Origin of the sequence: Arthrobacter sp. K5 (assembly GCF_040448525.1) — a bacterium.
GTDB classification, from domain to species: Bacteria; Actinomycetota; Actinomycetes; order Actinomycetales; family Micrococcaceae; genus Arthrobacter; species Arthrobacter globiformis.
In genome coordinates, this window is the sequence record NZ_CP159279.1 from 4,740,165 (window position 1) to 4,753,891 (window position 13,727).

Annotated in this window: 15 protein-coding genes and 2 tRNA genes; 13 read left to right on the plus strand and 4 right to left on the minus strand. The window is 65.2% G+C overall.

What is annotated here, in order from left to right:
- Positions 1 to 105 precede the first annotated feature (105 nt).
- Positions 106 to 178: transfer RNA gene (locus tag ABRP34_RS21520), tRNA-Asn, on the plus strand.
- A gap of 52 nt (positions 179 to 230) precedes the next feature.
- On the opposite strand, the gene ABRP34_RS21525 is transcribed toward ABRP34_RS21520, so the two are convergent.
- The 3 genes from ABRP34_RS21525 to ABRP34_RS21535 form a co-directional block, all read right to left on the minus strand.
- Positions 231 to 638 (minus strand): hypothetical protein, encoded by a 408-nt coding sequence (locus tag ABRP34_RS21525; protein ID WP_353711718.1) that lies wholly within the window; start codon positions 636 to 638, stop codon positions 231 to 233.
- 121 nt (positions 639 to 759) lie between these two features.
- Entirely contained in the window at positions 760 to 939 is a 180-nt protein-coding gene (locus ABRP34_RS21530; RefSeq protein WP_102970802.1) for a hypothetical protein, read from the minus strand.
- A gap of 38 nt (positions 940 to 977) precedes the next feature.
- Positions 978 to 2,198, minus strand: a complete 1,221-nt coding sequence (locus ABRP34_RS21535; protein ID WP_353711719.1) for a multidrug effflux MFS transporter — start codon at positions 2,196 to 2,198, stop codon at positions 978 to 980.
- A 180-nt stretch (positions 2,199 to 2,378) separates the two neighbouring features.
- On the opposite strand from ABRP34_RS21535, the gene ABRP34_RS21540 reads away from it, so the two are divergent.
- The 6 genes from ABRP34_RS21540 to ABRP34_RS21565 all read left to right on the plus strand — a co-directional run bounded on the left by ABRP34_RS21540 (position 2,379) and on the right by ABRP34_RS21565 (position 7,702).
- The gene (locus tag ABRP34_RS21540; RefSeq protein WP_353711720.1) at positions 2,379 to 3,260 is read left to right on the plus strand and encodes a phage holin family protein; all 882 of its coding nucleotides are present in this window, start codon (positions 2,379 to 2,381) and stop codon (positions 3,258 to 3,260) included.
- Positions 3,261 to 3,315: 55 nt separating this feature from the next.
- The gene (locus ABRP34_RS21545) at positions 3,316 to 3,939 is read left to right on the plus strand and encodes a CDP-alcohol phosphatidyltransferase family protein (protein ID WP_003805936.1); all 624 of its coding nucleotides are present in this window, start codon (positions 3,316 to 3,318) and stop codon (positions 3,937 to 3,939) included.
- A complete protein-coding gene (locus tag ABRP34_RS21550; protein WP_353711721.1) occupies positions 3,939 to 4,847 on the plus strand; it encodes a DMT family transporter in 909 nt (302 codons plus the stop codon). Before ABRP34_RS21545 ends, ABRP34_RS21550 begins: the two co-directional genes overlap by 1 nt.
- 107 nt (positions 4,848 to 4,954) lie before the next feature.
- Positions 4,955 to 6,151: a glycosyltransferase gene (locus ABRP34_RS21555; protein ID WP_353711722.1), complete on the plus strand. Its 1,197-nt coding sequence runs from the start codon at positions 4,955 to 4,957 to the stop codon at positions 6,149 to 6,151.
- Between the two features lie 146 nt (positions 6,152 to 6,297).
- Positions 6,298 to 6,371, plus strand: a tRNA-Ile gene (locus tag ABRP34_RS21560).
- Positions 6,372 to 6,511: 140 nt separating this feature from the next.
- Positions 6,512 to 7,702, plus strand: coding sequence for an acyl-CoA dehydrogenase family protein (locus tag ABRP34_RS21565; RefSeq protein WP_353711723.1), 1,191 nt, complete (start codon positions 6,512 to 6,514; stop codon positions 7,700 to 7,702).
- A 34-nt stretch (positions 7,703 to 7,736) separates the two neighbouring features.
- Here ABRP34_RS21565 and ABRP34_RS21570 read toward each other — a convergent pair whose 3' ends face one another.
- Entirely contained in the window at positions 7,737 to 8,300 is a 564-nt protein-coding gene (locus tag ABRP34_RS21570; protein WP_353711724.1) for a M23 family metallopeptidase, read from the minus strand.
- 422 nt (positions 8,301 to 8,722) lie between these two features.
- Between ABRP34_RS21570 and rpsB the strand changes: the two genes are divergently transcribed.
- The 6 genes from rpsB (at position 8,723) to ABRP34_RS21600 (ending at position 13,683) form a co-directional block, all read left to right on the plus strand.
- A complete protein-coding gene (gene rpsB, locus ABRP34_RS21575) occupies positions 8,723 to 9,574 on the plus strand; it encodes a 30S ribosomal protein S2 (protein WP_353711725.1) in 852 nt (283 codons plus the stop codon).
- 126 nt (positions 9,575 to 9,700) lie between these two features.
- Positions 9,701 to 10,537 (plus strand): translation elongation factor Ts, encoded by an 837-nt coding sequence (tsf, locus tag ABRP34_RS21580; RefSeq protein WP_003805929.1) that lies wholly within the window; start codon positions 9,701 to 9,703, stop codon positions 10,535 to 10,537.
- Positions 10,538 to 10,661: 124 nt separating this feature from the next.
- Positions 10,662 to 11,399 carry a UMP kinase gene (pyrH, locus tag ABRP34_RS21585; RefSeq protein ID WP_353711726.1) on the plus strand — a complete coding sequence of 246 codons (738 nt, stop codon included), beginning with the start codon at positions 10,662 to 10,664 and terminating at the stop codon, positions 11,397 to 11,399.
- 97 nt (positions 11,400 to 11,496) lie between these two features.
- Entirely contained in the window at positions 11,497 to 12,054 is a 558-nt protein-coding gene (frr, locus tag ABRP34_RS21590) for a ribosome recycling factor (protein WP_353711727.1), read from the plus strand.
- Positions 12,054 to 12,977: a phosphatidate cytidylyltransferase gene (locus ABRP34_RS21595; protein ID WP_353711728.1), complete on the plus strand. Its 924-nt coding sequence runs from the start codon at positions 12,054 to 12,056 to the stop codon at positions 12,975 to 12,977. The genes frr and ABRP34_RS21595 overlap by 1 nt, the downstream gene beginning before the upstream one ends.
- Positions 12,978 to 13,098: 121 nt before the next feature.
- Complete coding sequence (locus tag ABRP34_RS21600; protein ID WP_353713438.1) at positions 13,099 to 13,683, plus strand: DivIVA domain-containing protein; 585 nt, start codon at positions 13,099 to 13,101, stop codon at positions 13,681 to 13,683.
- The last annotated feature ends 44 nt before the right edge of the window (positions 13,684 to 13,727 follow it).

Here is a 13,727-nt window from a genome sequence, read left to right on the forward strand (position 1 = left end):
TCCGGAACGGGGACTTTTTTTATACCCGGGAGGGGTATTGGCGCCCAGTATTGGCGCCGATTTCACATTGCGGCAGAACGTTTGCTAATGTCATACCTGCTTCATTCCTCCTTAGCTCAATTGGCAGAGCATTCGACTGTTAATCGAAGGGTTGCTGGTTCAAGTCCAGCAGGAGGAGCGCACAGTCCCGCGGTTGGCCCCAGAGCCGGCCGCGGGACTTTTTTGTGCCGTCAGACGAAATCCATCTCCACCTGGAGGAAACGCTCGGCCTCGGCTACGGCGGCTTCAAACGCTTCCCTCTCCGTGGGGGACTTCCGCGGTTCGCGGGGGTGCCACTCGTGGGGCGAGGAGTGCACGCGCGTGAAGCCGCCGTCGGGCGGGGCGTAGAAGATGCCGAACCGCTGGACGGGCCATTCGGGGGAGGTTTCGGGGGCCACCAGCAGGGCAGCGTTGAAAGCCGGGTTGAACCACTGGGCTATGGGCCGGCGCCGGTCCTGAGTGAAAAGTCCCGCCGCATAGAGCGCTGCCGACTGCGCACTGGTCTGGGTGCACAGCCGGTCCCACCACAACGGCAGAATGCCGGAGTCGCACCGCTGCCACGTGGCCGGAAGTGGAGGATGGTCCTGCCAGTGGGGCACGTAACAACTTTATCGCTCAGGTACTCAGGCGAACAGATGGCCCGGCACCGGCCGCCTCCGGTCCGGAATCACGTCTGGAAGCACGTCCGGAGGCACGGCCTGGCCCAGGGGGAAGCGGCGGTCAGGGCCTGTTCCAGGGTCCCGGATTGACGCGGTACAGCAGTGCAGAACCGACGACGGCGCCCACCAGGATGCCCAGTGCCGCGTTGCCCATCATCCGGCCGGCGAAGAAACCGGCCACGGCGCCCAGGATGGCTCCGAGAAACAGCCCTCGGCCGTTGCGGTGGGGTTTGCGGGTCATGGTGCCAGCCTACCCGCGGCGGGGAACCGGCCGGGCCGTCAGTGGATGGATGGCACGGTCCGGGGCCGGACCACAAGCCACAGCGCCGCCGCGGCGAGGAAGATGCAGCACGCCTGCACCGCGCCCATGGGAGTGGCGGAATTGCCTCCCAGCCAACCCACGACGGGGGAGATGATGCCCGCCATCAGGAAGGTGGACGCCCCGAGCAGCGACGCCGCCGTGCCAGCCTGCGCCCCGTGGCTGGCCAGCGCCAGGACCTGCACACAGGGGAAGGTGAACCCGGTGCCCAGGATGTAGAACCACAGCGGGACCATGACGCCCCAGAGCCCGAACCCCAGCTGGTCGAACACGACGATCAGCACGGCCATCAGGAACATCCAGGCGGTGGAGCAGGCCAGGATCCACTGCGGCGGGACCCGCTTGATCAGCCGGGAACTTGTCTGGACCCCCGCGACGATACCCAGCGAGTTGATGCCGAAGAGCAGGCCGTACTGCTGGGGTGAGAATCCGAAGACGTCCTGGAACAGGAACGGGGAAGCCGAGAGGTAGGTAAACAGGCCACCGAAGTTCATTCCGCCCAGCATCAGCAGGCCCACGAAGATGCGGTCGGAGAAGAGCACACCGTACCGTTGCCGGGCCGTCAGGCCGGACTGGCCCCGCTTCTCCCGCGGCAGGGTCTCCCGGACCAGCACGACGGCGGCAAGGATTACCGCCGTGCCGTAGCAGGCCAGGAACACGAAGATGCCCGGCCACGGCATGACCAGGAGAAGCTGGGACCCAATGACGGGCGCCAGGATGGGCGCGAGCCCGTTGACCAGCGCCATCCGGGAGAACATCCGGACCATGGCGTACCCACTGAACAGATCCCTGACCATGGCCATCGCCACCACGCCGCCGCCGGCCGCGCCGATGCCCATGAGGACCCGGAACACGCCAAGGGTCGCGATGTCGGTGGAGAGCGCGGCGCCCAGCGAGGCGGCGATGTGCAGCGCGGTGGCCAGGATCAGCGGGAGCCGCCGCCCGAACTTGTCGCTGAAAGGACCCACCACCAGTTGCCCCAGGGCAAAGCCGACAGTGGTGCCGGTCAGGGTGAGCTGGACGGCAGCTTCTGAGACGTTGAGGCTCGCTTCCAGGGCGGGGAAGGCCGGCAGGTAGAGGTCCACCGTGAACGGCCCGAGGGCGGTCAAGGCGCCGAGTAGGAGGATGTAGAGGAATTTCTGCCGGCGGCTGAGCGCATCGCCCGGGTTGGTGGTGGTCACAGAGAACCATCCTAGGGCTGACAGATCAGACTTTTACAGCGTTGGAGGGCTCGCCGGGGCTAATTCCAGAAGTTCCGGCTGACCCTGAATGGTAGTTTTGTCAGCGGGGGCGCGCGGGCTCACCGGAAACCCCCGAAGCAGCGAAGAAACATCGACGACGGAACCAGTTAGGCGGAACCTATGAGCGGGCGTCACAGCGGGCGGACCAACCAAGGACTGCGTATCACTGCGCTGCCAAAAACGTTGAGGCTCGCCATCAAACTGGCGCCGCGCCAGCTCAACGATGAGATCGCGCTGGCCAAGATTGAGGCAAAGCGCAAAGGCAAGCAGCTTGGCGTCGCCGGCGCCTTCTTCGGGGTGGCCGCCGTCTTCCTGGCGCTGCTGGTTACGGGACTCATCGTTGCGGCCATCATGGGGCTGGCCACCATCATGCCGGCCTGGCTGGCGGCCCTGCTCGTCAGCGCGGTCTTCCTGCTCATTGCCCTGATTGGCGGGCTCATCGGCCTCCGGAAGTTCAAGCAGGCCATGCCGCTGATTCCCGAGGACACTGTCCGTGGCCTCAAACACGACCTGGGCATCGCGAAGGAGGGCTCGGACTTCGACGCCGCCGTGCTTGATCCCAACTCGCCCCAGGCCAAGGCCGCCGCGGAAGCAAAGGCCGCCGAGAAGGCCAAGGAGAAGGCCGACAAGGAAGCCAAGAAGGCTGCCGAGGCAGTGGACGTTCCCGTGCCCACCGAGTCTGAACTCCGCCGCCGGCTGAAGCAGCGCCGTGAACACCTGACCGGTGTGCGGGATGAGCTTGGTGAGGAACTGGACGTCAAGACCCAGGCCCAGGCTCTCCTCGGTGTGGCGAGGCACCGCGCGGCGGAAGGCAACGAGAAGCTCCAGGGGACCCGTCAACGCGCGGCTGAACGCTTCGCCGCCATGTCGGCGTCGGCCCGCTCCGGGGCCTCGGAGGCTTCGCTGCCCGGCCAGCTGGAGGCGCGGTGGAAGCCGCTCCTTGCCCTCGCAGCCTCCGCTGCCGTCCTGCTCACCCTGCTGCGGAAACTCTTCAAGAGCTGAGCTTTGCCCTGAACGAAGACTGTACGAGGCCGCCGGCCGTGGAGAGGAAGGCCTGATGAAATTCATCGGCGCTGGTTCCCGTCCCGGCCAGCCGCATGTCGATCGCGATCTGGTCTATACCGTCCCCAATCTCCTCACGGTGCTGCGCTTCATGGGCGTGCCGATCTTCATCTGGCTGGTGCTGGCCCAGAAAGAATACGGACTTGCCGTGCTGGTGCTGGCCATCATGGGCAGCACCGACTGGGTGGACGGCTACATCGCCCGGCGGTTCAACCAGACCTCCAAACTGGGGCGCGTCCTGGATCCCATCGCCGACCGGCTGGCCCTGATAGCCGTCGCGGTCACCCTGGTGATCGCCGGCGTCGTGCAGTGGTGGTACCTGGCGGCGCTCGTGGTTCCCGACGCCGTCCTGCTGGGCATGTCGCTGTTCTACTTCCGCGGACACCCGGACCTGCCCGTCAGTCTCGTAGGCAAGGCCCGCACCGGCCTGCTGCTGCTGGGAACTCCGCTCCTGGTGCTGTCCAAGCTGTCCACTCCCTTCGCCGGAGCATGGTTCGTCGCGGCCTGGGTGGTCCTGGGGCTGGGGCTCGTCGGCCACTGGATTGCTGCCTACAACTATTTCTGGGCGATCAAACGCAAAGGAAAAATGCTGACGGCCGACGACGGCGGGAACGGCTGATGGTCTGGGTTGCGGTTTTGCTCGCGGTCATGGGCGCCTTTTGCCTCGCCTTTGGTGCCCAGCGCCAGGGCAGCGCCGTTAAGGGGGACACCGGCGGCCTGGCGCTGAGCTCCAACGGTTTCCTGCGCCTCCTGCGAAACCCGCGGTGGGTCTTTGGCCTCCTCCTGCTTTGCATGGGGATGGCCCTGAACTCCGTAGCACTGGTCACGGCACCCCTCACCGTGGTGCAGCCCATCGGCGCCATCGCCCTGGTGATCACCACCGTGGTCAACAGCAAGGACCAGGGGCTGAGCATCAACCGCGCCACGGTGGTGGCCATCACCGCGTGCGTGACGGGATCGGCGCTGTTCGTCCTGCTTGCAGTGTTTGTCACGCAGGAAAGCCACCACGTCACGCCTGAAGACGAGCTCACTATTGTGCTGCTGCTTGCTCTTGCGGTGGGCATCTTCGGCAGCCTCGCCGCCATGTTCAAGCACCGCATGAGTGCGTTCATATACATCCTGGGCGCCGGCATCCTGTTCGGTTTCGTGGCCGTGCTGACGCGGATCATCGGCAAACACCTGCTTGATCCAAACGGCCTGTTCCTGCTGAACGTGCCGTGGTATTCGGTGGTGGCCATCGCAGCGGCCGGGGGACTGGGGTCCTGGTTCGTCCAGAGTGCGTACTCCACCGGTCCGCCGGACCTGGTGATCGCCGGCCTCACCGTGGTGGACCCCATTGTGGGCATCGCGATCGGCATCACGATCCTTGGCGAGCTGCGCCCCGATGTCCACGCCGTCCTGGCGATTGCCATGGGTACGGCGGCAACCCTTGCTATCGTGGGGGTAATCGCCCTTTCACGACACCATCCCGAGGTCACCAAACGGAAGAAGGACGTTCGGAAGGCCACGGGCAGGGCGTCCCACTAGCCGAGTTTTACTGCGGACCAGGCAAGAATGTGCCGGTGCACGACGTGCCGGCACCGGCCAGTGTGGTCAGCCGCAGCCGACCACCATGACCACCAGGAGCTTTCTACGTGACCATGCCCGACGCCCAGCGCCCACTGACCATCCTCATCGCGGCGGACACCTATCCGCCCCACGTTAACGGAGCCGCCCAGTTCGGCTACCGGCTGGCCAAGGGCATGACGGCGCGCGGACACGACGTCCACGTGCTGGCGTGCCGTCAGGACAAGGGCAAGAGCTTCACGGAGTTCCGCGCCGAAGCCACTGTCCACCGCCTCCGCTCGCACAGCGTGTTCACGCACGAATACTTCAGGGTCTGTTTCCCGTGGGAGATCAAGAAGGAAATCAGCCTGCTGTTCGACAAGGTCCAGCCGGACGTGGTGCACATCCAAAGCCACTACATGATCGGCGAACACGTCCTGTACGAGGCGGTGAAGCGCGGCGTCCGCGTCGTGGCCACCAACCATTTCATGCCGGAGAACCTCAACCCCTTCCTGCCGTTCCCGCAGTGGTTCAAGGACATCATCGGGAAGATCTCCTGGAAGGACATGGGGAAGGTGATGGGACAGGCGGACGTCGTCACCACGCCCACGCCGCTGGCCGCCAAAGCGATGCACCAGCACGCCTTCCTGCGGAAGGTGCTGCCCCTGTCCAACGGCATCGACTCGGCAGCATACGAGCCCAAGCCGGACGAGGTCATTGAACCGCACGAACACCCCACCGTGCTGTTTGCCGGGCGGTTGGCTGAGGAGAAGCACGTTGACGTGCTGATCAAGGCGGTGGCCGACACCCCTGCCGACCTGAACGTCCATCTGGAAATCGTCGGCGGCGGCGAGGTGCGCCCGTCGCTGGAGGCCCTGGTGGAACGGCTCGGACTGCAGAACCGGGTGAAGTTCCTGGGCCTGGCCAGCGATGACGAACTCCGGGAGGCCTACATCAGGGCCGACCTGTTCTGCATGCCAGGTACAGCGGAACTGCAGTCGCTGGTCACGCTGGAGGCCATGTCCGCATCGACGCCCGTCCTCCTGGCGGACGCCATGGCCCTTCCGCACCTGGTGCGCGACGGGGAAAACGGCTACCTGTTCAGGCCGAACGACAGTGCAGACCTCGCGGGGAAAATCACCCGGATTTTCCGCCTGCCGGCCGAGGAACGCAAAGCCATGGGCAACGCCAGCCGGTGCATGGTGGAACCGCACAGCATCCAGGGGACCCTGCAGACATTTGAGGACCTGTACTACGGGGCGAACTACGAGGACAAGGTCGTCTAAGGTCCTGCCCGTCAGCGGGCCAGCGGCGTGTGAAGTGGTCTGAAGCGCTTCGCCGGTTTGCTAGAGTAAGTCTGCCCAGCCGACGACGGGCACCTTCCGGGCCGGCGCTGGCCGGGCGCACCTTGCGGTAAACAGCGCAGGTGCATGGGGCTATAGCTCAGCTGGTTAGAGCGCGGGACTCATAATCCTAAGGTCCTCGGTTCAAGTCCGAGTAGCCCTACCTCCAGAGCCCTGATCTGCGTCTCCGCGGATCAGGGCTCTTTTCATTTTCCGCCGGCCTGGGATATGTTACTGACCAGTAACTATCCCGCCGGCGTCGTGATGTTCCACCACGGACGCTGGCCTGTGCGAAGGAGCGCCATGTCCGCTGCTGCAACTGACATCAACAGCCTGCCCTACGCCGACGCCGACTTCTTCTCGTTCGAACAGCTGCTCAGTTCCAAGGAGCAGGACAGGCTGGCCGAGGTCCGTTCCTTCCTGGCCCGGGAAGTAAAGCCGATCGCGGTGGACTGTTGGAACCGCGGCGAATTTCCCCTGGACCTGGTTCCCAAGCTGGCCGAGCTAGACCTGGTCAGCCCGGTGCGACGGCAGGGCCATTCCAATCTGTTCGCCGGCATCGTGCACGCGGAAGTTACCCGCGCGGACACGTCCATCGCCACCTTCATGGGTGTGCACGACGGCCTTTTCACCGGTTCCATCGAGGCCCTGGCCTCCCGGGAGCAGCAGGATGCCTGGCTACCGGACATCTACTCGCTGCGCAAGATCGGCGCCTTCGGGCTGACGGAACCCCTGGGCGGTTCGGACGTAGCCGGCGGCACGCGCACCACGGCCAGGCGGGACGGCGACCGCTGGATCCTTAACGGCGCCAAGCGCTGGATCGGCAATGCAACCTTTTCCGACTGGGTGGTGGTCTACGCGCGCGATGTGGCCGACAACCAGGTCAAGGCTTTCCTCGTGGATACTGGACTGCCGGGATTCAGCGCAACGAAGATCGAGAACAAGATTTCGCTGCGGACAGTGCAGAACGCCGACATCACCCTCGAAAATGTGGCGGTGCCGGACTTCTTCAAGCTGGCCAACGCCAACAGCTTCCGCGACACCAACAAGGTCCTGAAGGTCACCCGCCTCGCCGTTGCCTGGCAGGCGGTGGGCCAGCAGCTAGCCGCCTTCGACGTGGCCCGGCGTTACGCCGTGGAGCGGCACCAGTTCGGGCGCCCGCTGGCCTCGTTCCAGCTGGTGCAGAGCCAGCTGGTCCAGATCCTGGGGAACGCGGTCAGCTCCATGGGCATGATGGTGCGGCTCTCCCAGCTCGAGGATGCAGGCCAGGCCAAGGATGAGCAGTCAGCCCTCGCCAAGGCGTTCACCACAGCGCGGATGCGGGAGAGCGTTGCCATCGGCCGCAGCCTCCTTGGCGGAAACGGCATTGTGACGGACTTTGAGATGGCAAAGATCTTCGCCGACGCCGAAGCGATCTACTCCTACGAGGGCACCCACGAAGTAAACACGCTGGTGGCCGGCCGGGCCATTACCGGCGTCTCAGCGATCGTCTAACAGGCGCTATCGTCTGGCAGGCGAGATCCCTGCGTCAGTTCAGCGGCAGCAGCACCGAGGGGCGCAGGTCCAGGATGAAGGACAGCGGATTGAGGTACTCCTCCCCGCGGCGGACGCCCCAGTGCACGCACGGCCGGGGACCGCAATGGCCGGCCAGCAGGGTGCCCACCATGGCACCCTTGGCCACGGAAGCGCCCTTCCTGAGTGTGCTCCGCACCGGTTCGAAGCTGCTGCGGAGGCCATTGCCATGATCGATGGTGATGACGGGCCGGTCCACCACCACACCCACAAAACTGACGGTTCCGGACTCCGGGGCGGTGACCGGGCCGCCGTCGGACGCTGATCCGAGGTCCACGCCCCGGTGCCCGCTCAGCCATGGTTTGGCCGGGGGATCGAACGGACGCAGGACCGGCGGCCGCGGCGCAAGTGGCCAGCGCCAGCCCGCCGGCGCCGGCGTGGTGGCCCGGGACGAAACCCCGGCGGGGGAAAAGACCGGGACGCCGGGGTCTGTTCCCGCAGCCGGCGGTGCGGGCGCGGCGGAAGGTGCGGCAGCCGCCGTCGTGAGCAGGAGCACCGCCGCCATCGCGTGAGCTTTCATGTCGCCAGCATGGTCGCCCGATCCGCCTGCCGGAACGGGGCCTTCGGCCTATGTGGAAAACGCCGCCCGGTGCGGCCGAACCGGTGCATTTGCCGCGGTCCGCTGTAGTACACTTGGTGGAGCAGTTTGCTGTGCCCTCAACGCATTCCATTTCGTGGCTAGCGTCAGCACGCCCCATTCAGGAGTGCGGGGGAGCAGTAGCTGACTACGCGTATCCAGCCCTCCACAACCGGTAAGCAGTTGCTTGCTGCTGCGGAGGATTGTGCCTCTTGCGGTCAGGTCCGGCAACGGTCCTGATGAGATGTGCAATGGATGCCAGGAGCCTGTGCCCGCCCGGGCAGGGCTAAATAACCGTCAACTATTGGCAGGGTAAGAGCGGCCGCGGCCGCTCTCATGAATGACCTGCCGGAAGGAGCGTCGGCATGCCCGTCGTAACCATGCGCCAGCTGCTTGACAGCGGCGTCCACTTTGGACACCAGACCCGCCGTTGGAACCCGAAGATGAAGCGCTTCATCTTCACCGAGCGCAACGGCATCTACATCATTGACCTCCAGCAGTCGCTGTCCTACATCGACCGTGCCTACGAGTTCGTCAAGGCCACCGTTGCCCACGGCGGCACCGTGCTCTTCGTCGGCACCAAGAAGCAGGCCCAGGAAGCCATTGCCGAGCAGGCCACCCGCGTTGGCCAGCCGTACGTCAACCAGCGTTGGCTCGGCGGCATGCTCACCAACTTCCAGACTGTTGCCAAGCGTATCCAGCGCATGAAGGAACTCGAAGAGATCGACTTCGACGACGTCGCCGGTTCCGCTTACACCAAGAAGGAACTGCTGCTCCTGCGCCGCGAGCTGACCAAGCTCGAGTCCAACCTCGGTGGTATCCGCAACCTGACCAAGGCACCGTCCGTGCTCTGGGTTGTTGACACCAAGAAGGAGCACCTGGCTGTTGACGAGGCCAAGAAGCTCAACATCCCGGTTGTGGCCATCCTGGACACCAACTGCGATCCGGACGAGGTCGACTTCCCGATCCCGGGCAACGACGACGCCATCCGCTCCGTGAACCTCCTGACCCGCGTTGTTGCTGACGCCGTTGCCGAGGGTTTGATCGCCCGCAACCAGCGCGCAACCGGCACCACCGAGACTCCGGAAGAGCCGCTGGCTGAATGGGAGCGCGAGCTCCTCGAAGGCAGCAAGGCCGAGGAAGCTCCGGCTGCCGAGGCTGCTCCCGCCGCTGAGGAAGCCCCGGCTGAGGTCGAGGGCACCGACTCCGCGAAGTAACAACTTCATCGGGATTTCCGGGCGCTGTCCGCAGCGTCCGGGCAACTGACAGGATGGCCGCTCACCCAGTGAGCTGCCGTCCTGTCGGTCCGTACACACAAAAATTTTCTAGACAGAGGGGTTCACATGGCGAACTACACTGCCGCTGATATCAAGGCTCTGCGCGAGCGCACCGGCGCCGGCATGATGGATGTCAAGAAGGCTCTCGACGAAGCCAACGGCGACGCCGAGAAGGCGATCGAGATCATCCGCATCAAGGGCCTGAAGGGCGCCACCAAGCGCGAAGGCCGCTCCACCGCTGAAGGCCTGGTTGCTGCCAAGGTCCAGGGCGGCGTCGGCGTAATGATCGAGGTCAACTGCGAGACCGACTTCGTCGCCAAGGCTGACAAGTTCATCCAGCTGGCTGACAAGGTCCTGGCCATCGCCGTCGAGTCCGGCGCTGCCGACCTCGAGACCCTGCTCGCCACCGATGTCGACGGCAAGCCGCTGTCCGAGGTTGTCGTCGAAGAAGGCGCAATCCTCGGCGAAAAGGTTGTTGTCCGCCGCATCGCCCGCATCGAGGGTGCCACGGTCGACGCTTACCTGCACAAGACCTCCAAGGACCTCCCGGCCCAGGTCGGCGTCCTGTTCGCTGTTGACGGCGAAGGCGAAGCAGCTGCAACCGCAGCCCACGACGTCGCCGTGCACATCGCGGCAATGGCCCCGAACTACCTCTCCCGCGAGGACGTTCCGGCGGACCTGGTCGAGTCCGAGCGCCGCATCGCCGAGGAAACCGCAAAGGCCGAGGGCAAGCCCGAAGCTGCGATGACCAAGATCGTCGAAGGCCGCGTTACCGGCTTCTACAAGGGTGAGGTCCTGGTTGACCAGGCTTTCGCCAAGGACGCCAAGAAGTCTGTGGCGCAGGTCCTCGAAGAGGCCGGCGTCAAGGGAACCGCGTTCACGCGTTTCCGCGTCGGCTCCTAGTCTGACACGCAAGGGGGTGGCCACTTCGGTGGCCGCCCCTTTTGCATGCACCGGCCACATAAGAATGTGAGCGCTGGCCGGATGCGCGATAACCTAGCTCAGAGTTCACCAAACGGAAGGCACCATGGAAGCCGTCAATACTCCCGTCCAGTCAGAGAAGAGCAGGCGCCGGGTTCTCCTGAAGCTGTCCGGTGAAGTCTTCGGTGGCGGCAAGCTGGGCGTCGACCCGGAGACCGTCCGCGCCGTAGCCAAGGAGATCGCCGCAGCCGTACCCGACGTCGAGGTGGCCATCGTGGTTGGCGGTGGCAACTTCTTCCGGGGTGCCGAACTGTCCCAGAGCGGCATGGACCGTTCGCGTGCCGACTACATGGGCATGCTGGGAACCGTCATGAACTGCCTCGCTCTGCAGGACTTCCTGGAGCAGGCCGGTGTTGAGACCCGGGTCCAGACCGCCATCACCATGGGACAGGTGGCCGAGGCCTACATTCCCCGCCGCGCCATCCGCCACATGGAAAAGAACCGTGTGGTCATCTTCGGCGCCGGCGCAGGCCTGCCGTACTTCTCCACGGATACCGTGGCTGCCCAGCGCGCACTCGAGGTGCACGCCGACGTGGTGCTGATGGCCAAGAGCGGCGTGGACGGTGTGTACACCGCCGACCCGAAGAAGGACCCGACGGCGGAGAAGCTTGAAAACCTCAGCTACGACGACGCGCTCCGCCGCGACATCCGCGTCATGGACCAGACCGCAATGACCATGTGCAAGGACAACAAGCTCTCCATGGTGGTGTTCGGCATGGAAGGCGAAGGCAATGTCACGCGCGCCATCCGCGGCGAAAAGCTGGGAACGCTGGTCACACCCTAGTTACAGCTAGGATATTTCTAGGACGGTTCCGCCCATTGGGCGGGACCAGGATTATGAAATGCCCGGTTGGCCGGGAACCAATTTCTGAGGAGAGATCGTGATCGAAGAAACCTTGCTCGAAGCCGGGGACAAGATGGACAAGGCTGTTGAGGTAGCCAAGGAAGACTTCGCCTCGATCCGCACCGGCCGTGCCACCCCCGGCCTGTACAACAAGGTCATGGTGGAGTACTACGGAACCCCTACACCGCTGCAGCAGTTGGCGTCCTTCGCGGTTCCCGACGCCCGCACCATCCTCATCACGCCCTACGACAAGGCCGCCCTGCGCGACATCGAGCGTGCGCTGAGCGATTCCGAGGTCGGCGCCAACCCGTCCAACGACGGCAACGTCATCCGCATCACCATCCCGGAGCTGACGAAGGAACGCCGCAAGGAATACGTCAAGATCGTCAAGTCCAAGGGTGAGGACGCCAAGGTGTCCATCCGCAACATCCGGCGCAAGGCCAAGGAAACCCTTGACCGGCTCGTCAAGGACGGCGAAGCCGGCGAAGACGAGGGCGCCCGCGGCGAAAAGGAGCTCGACGTGATCACGAAGCAGCACGTCGACGGCATCGACGAGCTCCTCAAGCGCAAGGAAGCTGAGCTGCTCGAGGTCTGATGGGCCAGGCACAGCAGGCCCCCGGTGCGCGGGCCCGAACCCGGACCCGCCAGCCAAGACCCAACCCCACCCCCGGGGCGGGGCGCAACCTGCCGGCGGCTATCGCCGTGGGCCTGGCCATGCTCCTTGCGGTGCTCGGCGGGCTGCTCTTCCTGCCGCTCGGCTTTGTTGCCGTCGTCACCACCTTCGCGGCCTTCGGCGTGTGGGAGATTTTCCGTGCGCTCGAAGCGAACGGCACACGCCTGCCCATCGTGCCGGTCATGGTGGGCACGCTGGCGATGCCCTTCTCGGCCTACTTCGGCGGTCTGGAAAGCCTGCTGTTCGCGATGCTTGCCAGCAGCGTGGCGGCGCTGCTCTGGCGGTCGGTGGAAAGTGCAACGGGTTCGGCCCGCAGCATTTTCGCCGGGGTGTTCACCCTCGCCTGGGTGCCCTTCCTGATCAGCTTCGCCGCGCTGCCGCTGCACGTCGAAGGCGGCGCCTCCCCGGTGGGACCGTGGCCCGGCGGAACTGTGCCGGAGGGCGCCTGGCAGATTGTCATCCTGCTGCTCCTGGTGGTTTCCAACGACACGTTCGGTTACCTCGTGGGCGCCCGGTTGGGTAAGCACCCCATGGCGCCAAAGATCAGCCCGAAGAAGTCCTGGGAGGGATTCGCCGGATCCATCGCGGGAGCCATGCTCGTCGGTATCCTGGCCAGCATCTTCCTGCTGGACAAGCCCTGGTGGGTGGGGGTTGTGCTGGCAATCGGCATGGTCGCTTCCGCCACTGCCGGCGACCTCGCCGAATCGATGGTCAAACGCGAACTCGGCGTCAAGGACATGAGCAGCATCCTGCCAGGACATGGCGGGGTGATGGACCGGCTGGACTCGATCGTGTTCGCCTCGCCGGTGGCCTTTATGCTGTTCGTCCTGTTCTCCGGGGCCTGAGTGGTTCCCGGCCAGAGTTTACCGGCCCGGGTTTTCCGGCGGGGGCTCTGGCATCCGGCCCTCCGCAACGCCCTAGAATAATGCGGTTACGACCCGCCGAAGAAGCATCGAAGGAAACATGGTGAGAGTGGACAGCAAGCGTCAGATTCCCGCGTCGTTCGAACGCGTCGCGCGGACCGACTACGGCTACAACGCCAAGCAGGTGGACCAGTTCCTCCAGCAGGCCCGCGTATCACTGGAGACGCCCGAGGCTGCCGCCCGCCTCATCAAGAGCGCTGATGTCCGGTCCGTGTCCTTTGACCCCGTGAAGGGCGGGTACTCGGCCATCGCCGTGGACGCCGCGCTGGACCGGCTTGAAGACGCCTTCGCCCGCCGGGAACGGGACGACCTCATCGCCGAACGGGGCGAGGATGCCTGGCTTCGCCAGATCGGACAGCTTTCCGGGACGCTCCGCGGCCGCCTTCACCGGCCCGACGGCGAGAGGTTCCGCCGCCCGGCCAAGAAAAAGGCGCGCAGCTACAACACCAAAGACGTGGACAGCCTGTGCCGGGACCTGATCGGTTACCTGGAGCAGGACAAGCCCCTCAGCGTCGATAACGTGCGCCGGGCCGTCTTCCGGCCCGCCGTTGGCACGGACGGCTACGAGGAGACCCAGGTGGACGCCTTCCTCGACCGGGTGGTCGAGCTGATGGCCGCCATCGACTGACGGCCTGACTGACTGACGGCCCGGCAGCCCGGCGACCCCCGGCC